The organism is Frankia sp. CoBUL1 (assembly GCF_978021245.1).
Map to the genome: position 1 here is coordinate 1 of NZ_CDXDOS010000185.1, position 7001 is coordinate 7001.

Here is a 7001-nt window from a genome sequence, read left to right on the forward strand (position 1 = left end):
GGCTCAGTAGGGGCGGCGGTGGCGGGCCGACGAGTTCCCCGTGCCGCGAATCCAGCCGTGTTGGGGCACCCGGAGCGGCGTCCCGGGGCCGGCGGCTCGCAGCCGGCTGATGAACGGCATGACGAGCAACGCGCCGACCGCGAAGCCGACTACATGTGCTCCGTACGCCACGGTACCGCCGTCGGCGACGCCGAATCCGGTGAAGTAGATGTACTGCAACGCGAACCAGAAACCGAGGACGATCCAGGCCGGCAGCCAGAACGGCAGAAAGAACAGGACGGAGACCAGGCCGATGACGCGGGCCCGTGGGAAGAGCACCAGATAGGCCCCCAACACGCCGGCGACCGCGCCGGAGGCGCCGATCAGGGTGTTCGTCGACCCACCCTCCAACAAGGCGAAGCCGTACCCGGCGGCGTATCCGCAGACCAGGTAGAACAGCGGGTAGAGCAGCCTGCCCATGCGATCTTCAATGTTGTTGCCGAAGACCCCGAGGAACAGCATGTTGCCGATCAGATGAAGCCAGCTTCCATGCAGGAACATCGAGGTCAGCACCGACAGCACCGGGATCTTGTCGAAGCTGGGCGGTGATTCCACGATGCATCCCGGGTTGCCGGCCGCATCCACCCCGACCCGGCCGGAGTTCGCGGCGGTGAGCTGCGCATTGTGCACCAGTTCCCACGGGATCGCGCCCCACTCCTGAAAGAACCGCTGCTGCTCACAGATGTTCTGTGCCGCCGACGTCTCCGTGCCGGCGACCGAGCTGACCACCGGTTCGAAGAAAACGAAGATCACCACGTTCGCCGCGATGAGCAGCCAGGTCACGACCGGGCGGCGGCGCAGGGGATTGATGTCGTGAATCGGGATGACCACACTGACATCCTGCCCGATGCGCCTGGGCAACTACTCCTACCTGGCACTCCTAGCCGACGATCAGCCAGAGGCCTCCGCCTCCGCCTCCGCCGCGAAGATCACACCGGGGCGATGCCGCCGCCGGGAAACTTGGCCTCACCCTGGCCGAGGGGTCGGTCGACCGAGACGGCGAACCATGGAAGGCGAACCATCCGCACTACCTCACTTCACAGTTCCTGGCATCCTCGCGATACTGCGTGGGCTGGAAGGCAATCCGTACGAGGACGGGGGCGTCAACCAGCTGGAGCACGCGCCAGACCGCCGAGCAAGCACGGCGGTCTGGTGCGGATGCCGATGTCGTCGCTGCGGCGCTTCTGCACGACATCGGTCGTGCCCCTGGCGTCGCCGCCGCCGACGTCACCTTCGATGATGTCATCATGATGCGCGTCCGCTTGACCAATAGCGCCCATCTCGAGGAGTTCAACACGGTCTATGCGATCTGGGTCAAGGACCCCTCCCGGCCCGGACCACCGTGTGCGTCGACCTGCCCCGTGACTTCCTCGTCCTCGTCGAAGCGCTCGCCGTCCTCGACGCCGCCGACTGAGTGGGGGTAGCCGCGAGTTGGACTCCTGTCGGGTTGGGGTTCGAGGGCAGGACGGGCGGGTGACGAGCTCGGGCGGGTGACGCAGTGGTGTGAGACCGCAGTTGTGTGAGACGTACGACGATCGGCCCGGGCCAGCGCCACCCAGGCCACCGCCGTCGACCGGGATGGGCGAGAGTGGGGAGGTGACCCCTCGTTCGACGATCGCCGTCCCGCCGCCCGCGCTCACCCCCCGGCCCCAGACCCCGGTGGCGGACGTGGGCGACCTTGTCGCCCGCGATCGGCGGGTGGTCTGGCATCCGTATGCTTCGGTATCCGGCTCCACGCCGCTCTTCCCGGTCGCATCCGCCGCGGGGACCCGGCTGACGTTGACCGACGGCCGGGAATTGATCGACGGGATGTCGTCGTGGTGGGCGGCGATTCACGGCTACCGGCATCCCGTGCTCGACGAGGCGGTGCGCGGGCAGCTCGAGACGATGTCCCATGTGATGTTCGGCGGTCTGACCCATGAGCCGGCGGTGGCCCTCGCCGAGACCCTCGTGGCGATCACGCCGGATCCGTTACGGCGGGTCTTCCCGTGCGATTCGGGTTCCGTCGCCGTCGAGGTCGCGATCAAGATGGCGCTGCAGTACTGGATCGGGCGGGGCCGGCCGGGCCGGACGCGCCTGCTCACCATCCGACGCGGCTACCACGGCGACACCTCGGGCGCGATGGCGGTCTGTGATCCGGACGCGGGCATGCATCACCTGTTCAGCCACCTGCTGCCCCGTCATCTGTTCGCCTCCGCCCCGGCCTGCGCCTTCGACGAGCCGTGTGAGGACGCTCACGTCGCCGAGATCGAGGGGCTGCTGGCCGGGCACGCCGACGAGATCGCGGCGGTCATCTGCGAGCCTGTCGTGCAGGGCACCGGAGCCATGCGGTGGTACGCGCCGGGTTGGCTGGCGCGGCTGCGCGAGCTGTGCGACCACTACGGGGTGCTGCTGATCGCCGACGAGATCGCGATCGGGTTCGGCCGCTCGGGCGAGCTGTTCGGCTGCGACCATGCCGGCATCAGCCCCGACATCATGTGCGTGGGCAAGGCGATGACCGGTGGCTACCTGTCCATGGCCGCGACGCTGTGCACCGACGAGGTCGCGGCGGGCGTCTGCGACTCGCCTGCCGGCACGTTCATGCACGGCCCCACGTTCATGGGCAACCCCCTGGCAAGCGCGGTCGCGAACGCCAGCATCGACCTGCTCCTCTCCTCGCCCTGGCAGGCTCGGGTGCGCGAGATCTCCGCCGGGCTCTCCGCCGGGCTCGCCCCGGCTGCCGACCTGCCCGGGGTCGCCGACGTGCGGGTACTCGGCGCCATCGGGGTGATCGAGACGCGGGAGCCCGTCGACATGACCGTGATCCAGCCGCTGTTGGTGGATCTCGGGGTCTGGGTCCGCCCGTGCGGACGGTTGGTCTACACGATGCCGCCGTTCATCATCTCCCCCGCCGACGTGGCCACCCTGGCCGCCGCGATGGTCGAGGCGGTCGCCCGTACCACCTGATCGCCGCGTTACTGGTTCGTCCGCGTTACTGGTTCGTCCGCGTTACCGACGCGTCGGTCCCTACGCCGCCGCCAGGTGTCAGGAGCGGACGGCGGGCATCGAGCTGGTCCCTCGGCGGTCCCTCCCTCGGCCGTCCTTGGTCTCCGGGCGGCGGACGTGCCGTTTCCCGGGCGTGTCGGATGTGGTCTCTCGGCGGTGTCCCGCAGCCGACGCGACCGGGCGGCCCGTCGTGACGCCTCCTTCGGCCCGGCATTCGTCGTCGCAGGTCAGGTGCCATTTCCTGGGCAACTATCGCGCGCGTGCCGGGGAGAAAACACGGCTCGGCGACGCCGCGAACGGCTAAGAACCGGCATTCGGACGGTTGCGAATTGGCGAAGCGCCTTCGTACTCTTCGTTCTCGAAGATTCACCGTAAGTAGCAGCGACCAGGTTGGATTCACCGGGCGGTTCCGGCCGGGTACGGCCGTGGACAAGAACGAGGAAGGCCATCCACCAATGCCGTTACGCATACGACTGGCGCGGGGCGCGGGTTCCGTTCTGGTGGGCACCCTTCGGCGTGGCTGGCGGCGAGTCCGCGGGGTGACCACGCGGGGAGCGGACACGACTGCCCGGACCGGTCGCGGGGCGGCACGAGGCGAAGCGTCCGCCCCTCCCGCGAGCGCCGAACCCGTCGGCCCCCGGATGATCGGCCCTCCGCCGTTGGGCCCTCGCCTGGCCGGCGCCCACGTCACGGAACCTCGCCTGGCCGGCCCTCGCCTGGCCGTGCTGCGCCTGCTCGGCCACGGCTGGATGCTGTGGCGCGTGCCCGGGGGGTTGATGCGGCGGGGGTTCATCGTAGTCTTCTGCTGGCTGAGCATGGCCGGGTTCGCGGCGGCGGGTCTGCGTCCGCGATGGACCGACCTCGCGGCCTCCGCCACCTTCGTTGTTCTCGGGGCGCTGGCCGTGGTGGCGTCCGGACGGCTGGGTGAGGATCTGACCGTTCCCGGGGCCCGACGTCATGACCTGCTGTCCACCTGGACGGTGGCGGCGGCGGTCCTGCTGCCGCCGTTCTACCCGGCGGTTATCAGCCTGCCGCTGTGCTGGCTCGCCGGCCGTCGTGATCCAGTACAGCCGCCGCATCTGCGCGTGTTCCACGCCGCGGCGTTGGGCATCGCGGGCTTCTGTGCCTCCAGCGTCCATCTGCTGCTTAGCCCCGATCGAGGGCCGTTCACCGTCGACAACCTCGTCGGGTCCGGCGTCGCGGTGCTGGCCTTCCTCGCCGCGGTTGCGGTTTACCCGGTCGTGGCGAGGCTGACCGTGATGGGGATGAGGCTGACCGTGATGGGGATGGCGACGTCCGACGGTCGGGAGAGCCTCGATTCGTGCTCCGGTGTGGCGGCCGGTCCAGCCCGGCCGGGCTGGCCGGACCGGACCGGGGTCGTCCCGTCACCTGTCATCCCAGCCCGGACCCCGCTCCGGCATGCGTGCCGCGACCTCGTGCCCGCGCAGGCCGCCGAGATCTGCTCGTCGATCGTGGTCGCGGTGCTGTGGGTGGCGAACCCGTTGCTCATGCTGGCGATCACGCCCCCCGTCCTGCTGCTGCAACGCAGCCTGTTGCACGCCGAGCTCCTGCATGCCGCGCGGTCCGACGCGAAGACCCGGCTGGCCAACCCGGCGTACTGGCGCCGGGTGGCGGAACGCGAGATCAACCGGGCCTGCCAGGTGGGGCGTCCGCTGTCGGTGCTCCTGGTCGACATCGACCACTTCAAGCGGGTCAATGACAGGTTTGGTCATCTCATCGGGGACGTCATTCTGATCGCGGTGGCGGACGCGCTGCGGGCGGCCACCCGCCCCCGGGATCTCGTCGGACGGTTCGGGGGCGAGGAGTTCGTGGTGCTGCTCACCGAGGTCGAGCTGGAGAACGCGGCCGATGTCGCGGAACGGATCCGCCGCCAAGTCGCCGGAACCCACTGCCGGCTGGAGGGCCGGCCTCCCCTGTCGGTTACCGTGTCCGTGGGAGTCGCGACACATCACGGCCCCCGCGGCGACCTCGCCGGTCTCATCGCCCGTGCGGACTCCGCGCTCTACCGGGCCAAGGCCGATGGTCGTAACCGGGTACGGCTCGCCGGGCCGGTCTACAGCTCCGTCTGAGGCCGCTGCGGGCTCCGCTGATGCCAGGTGGCCGGTGTGCCGATCAGGCGGCGCGCGCCGCCCGGATCGTGTTGCGCAGCAGGAGCATCGTGGTGACCGGTCCCACGCCGCTCGGCACCGGGGTGAGGGCGCCCGCCACGGACGAGACGGCCGCGGCGTCCACGTCACCGACCTGCCCGGTCTCGGTCACGACGGTGCCGACGTCGATGACGGTCGCACCCGGGCGGACGAAGCCGGCGCCGACGAGGCGGGGATGGCCGGTGGCGGACACGATGATGTCGGCCTCGTGGGCGATGCTCACCAGTCCCTTGGTCCGGGAGTGGCAGATCGTCACGGTCGCGTCCTCGGCGAGCAACAGCAGCGAGACCGGCTTGCCGACCACTGGGCCGCGGCCGATCACGCATACCCGGGCGCCGGACATCGGGATGCGGGCCCGGGTGAGGATCTCCACCACCGCGGCGGCGGTGGCCGGCGCGAAGCTCGGCAGACCCAGCGCGAGCCGGCCGAGACTGCTCGGGTTCATCCCGTCGACGTCCTTGGCCGTCGGAATGTGCTCGCCGACCTCGCGGGAGGTCAGCCCGCCTGGCAGCGGCGTCTGGACGATGATCCCGTGCACGGTCGGATCGGCGGCGACGGTGTCGATCGTGTCGAGGATCGCCGCAGGCTCGCCCTTCGGCTCATGCAGCACACAGTGCACGCCGACCTTGCCCGCGGTCCGTTCGATGATCTCGGCATAGGAATACGCTGCCGGATCCGCGGTCGGCAGGACCACCGCCAGGGTCGGCGTGACTCCCGCCGCAGCCAGCCTCTCGGCCTCGTCGACCACGTACCTGCCGATCTCGGCGGCCATCGACCGCCCGTCGAGCATCCTCATGTGCCGTTCCGATCCTCGTCGTTCTCGTGGTCTGGCTCCCGTGGCCCTGCGGTCCTGATGGTCCTCCGGGCCGTTCCGCACGTCCGGGCCGTTCCGCACGGACAAGTCACCGCTGTCCGCAGGCCTTTCCCGCACTCGCGCGGGTTATGCCGTCCTGGCCCACCACGCGAAACCTGGGGAAGGCCCGGGATGCGCCGGCGCAGCGAGCGAGCGGCGGCGGGCACGGTTGTACCGTAGCAAGGCGCGTGGGCAGCTAACCTGCGCGGGGGAGCACGCCAGGGCGGCTCGGTGCACTCGGTTCCAGAACGCTCGGTTCCAGACCGGTCGGTTCTCGTGCCTCGGATTTTCGGAATAACGGATCCTCCCGGGGAAATCCTTCCGGAAGAGGCCCGCCCCTGTGCGGTGGTGCAGCCGAGGTGGGCGATTGCCGAGCGGAAATCCGTGTATTACTAGATATGATCTTCCCGGTTCGGGGTGATGGTGGCAGGTGGTGCGGTCCGGCGGAGTGGGCTGGCCGGTCGTCGACGTTCGCGATCGTTCGAGTCGGCCGGCGCTCGCGGCACGTAGCGGCCCGCTCCTCGCTGTGACATCTACGGACGGCCGGAGCGACGCACCTGAAACGACGCACCTGGCCGGAAGCGTCCGGTGCCCGCTACGCCGCATCCCGAGCCACCCGCCACACTGGCTGTGCTCAGGAACTTCGGCAGGCTTGCCGGATGTAGCGATATGAATGCGAAATTCGTCCTGCTGCGATGAGTCCACGGAACTTGATGTCAGGTAGGTAGCGAGGGTATATCATCACCATTTTCCCGAGTTTATTGTCCTGCTTCTCTTCTCGGCCACCATGGAGACGTCCCGTCCTTGACCACGACGTGGAGTATCGAGATGAAGTCATCCGCCCGCACGACCATCCGTGCGATTCTTCTGGTTTTATTCCTGGCCGCCGACTCTCCGCGACCGGGGAGTTTCCCTCGTTGAAGGCACGTCAGCTTCGGTGAGTGAGCCTTTCCGCG

Annotated in this window: 5 protein-coding genes; 2 read left to right on the top strand and 3 right to left on the bottom strand. The window is 69.2% G+C overall.

The genetic code is table 11. The features are described from left to right. Positions 1–3 precede the first annotated feature (3 nt). Both AC08OX_RS13145 and AC08OX_RS13150 read right to left on the bottom strand, forming a co-directional pair. Positions 4–870 carry a rhomboid family intramembrane serine protease gene (locus AC08OX_RS13145; protein WP_476608082.1) on the bottom strand — a complete coding sequence of 289 codons (867 nt, stop codon included), beginning with the start codon at positions 868–870 and terminating at the stop codon, positions 4–6. A gap of 272 nt (positions 871–1142) precedes the next feature. Further along, positions 1143–1319 (bottom strand): hypothetical protein, encoded by a 177-nt coding sequence (locus AC08OX_RS13150; RefSeq protein ID WP_476608083.1) that lies wholly within the window; start codon positions 1317–1319, stop codon positions 1143–1145. A gap of 379 nt (positions 1320–1698) precedes the next feature. Between AC08OX_RS13150 and bioA the strand changes: the two genes are divergently transcribed. Continuing rightward, a complete protein-coding gene (bioA, locus tag AC08OX_RS13155; RefSeq protein ID WP_476608086.1) occupies positions 1699–2985 on the top strand; it encodes an adenosylmethionine--8-amino-7-oxononanoate transaminase in 1287 nt (428 codons plus the stop codon). Between the two features lie 680 nt (positions 2986–3665). Then, positions 3666–5114: a sensor domain-containing diguanylate cyclase gene (locus AC08OX_RS13160; RefSeq protein WP_476608084.1), complete on the top strand. Its 1449-nt coding sequence runs from the start codon at positions 3666–3668 to the stop codon at positions 5112–5114. Positions 5115–5157: 43 nt separating this feature from the next. On the opposite strand, the gene AC08OX_RS13165 is transcribed toward AC08OX_RS13160, so the two are convergent. Then, the gene (locus AC08OX_RS13165) at positions 5158–5988 is read right to left on the bottom strand and encodes a bifunctional 5,10-methylenetetrahydrofolate dehydrogenase/5,10-methenyltetrahydrofolate cyclohydrolase (protein WP_476608085.1); all 831 of its coding nucleotides are present in this window, start codon (positions 5986–5988) and stop codon (positions 5158–5160) included. Between the last annotated feature and the right edge of the window lie 1013 nt (positions 5989–7001).

What these genes read in the sequence shown, in the direction of transcription:
- AC08OX_RS13150 (WP_476608083.1), bottom strand. Translation starts at nt 1,319, where the DNA reads ATGGGCGCTATTGGTCAAGCGGACGCGCATCATGATGACATCATCGAA.
- AC08OX_RS13160 (WP_476608084.1), top strand. Translation starts at nt 3,666, where the DNA reads ATGATCGGCCCTCCGCCGTTGGGCCCTCGCCTGGCCGGCGCCCACGTC.
- AC08OX_RS13165 (WP_476608085.1), bottom strand. Translation starts at nt 5,988, where the DNA reads ATGAGGATGCTCGACGGGCGGTCGATGGCCGCCGAGATCGGCAGGTAC.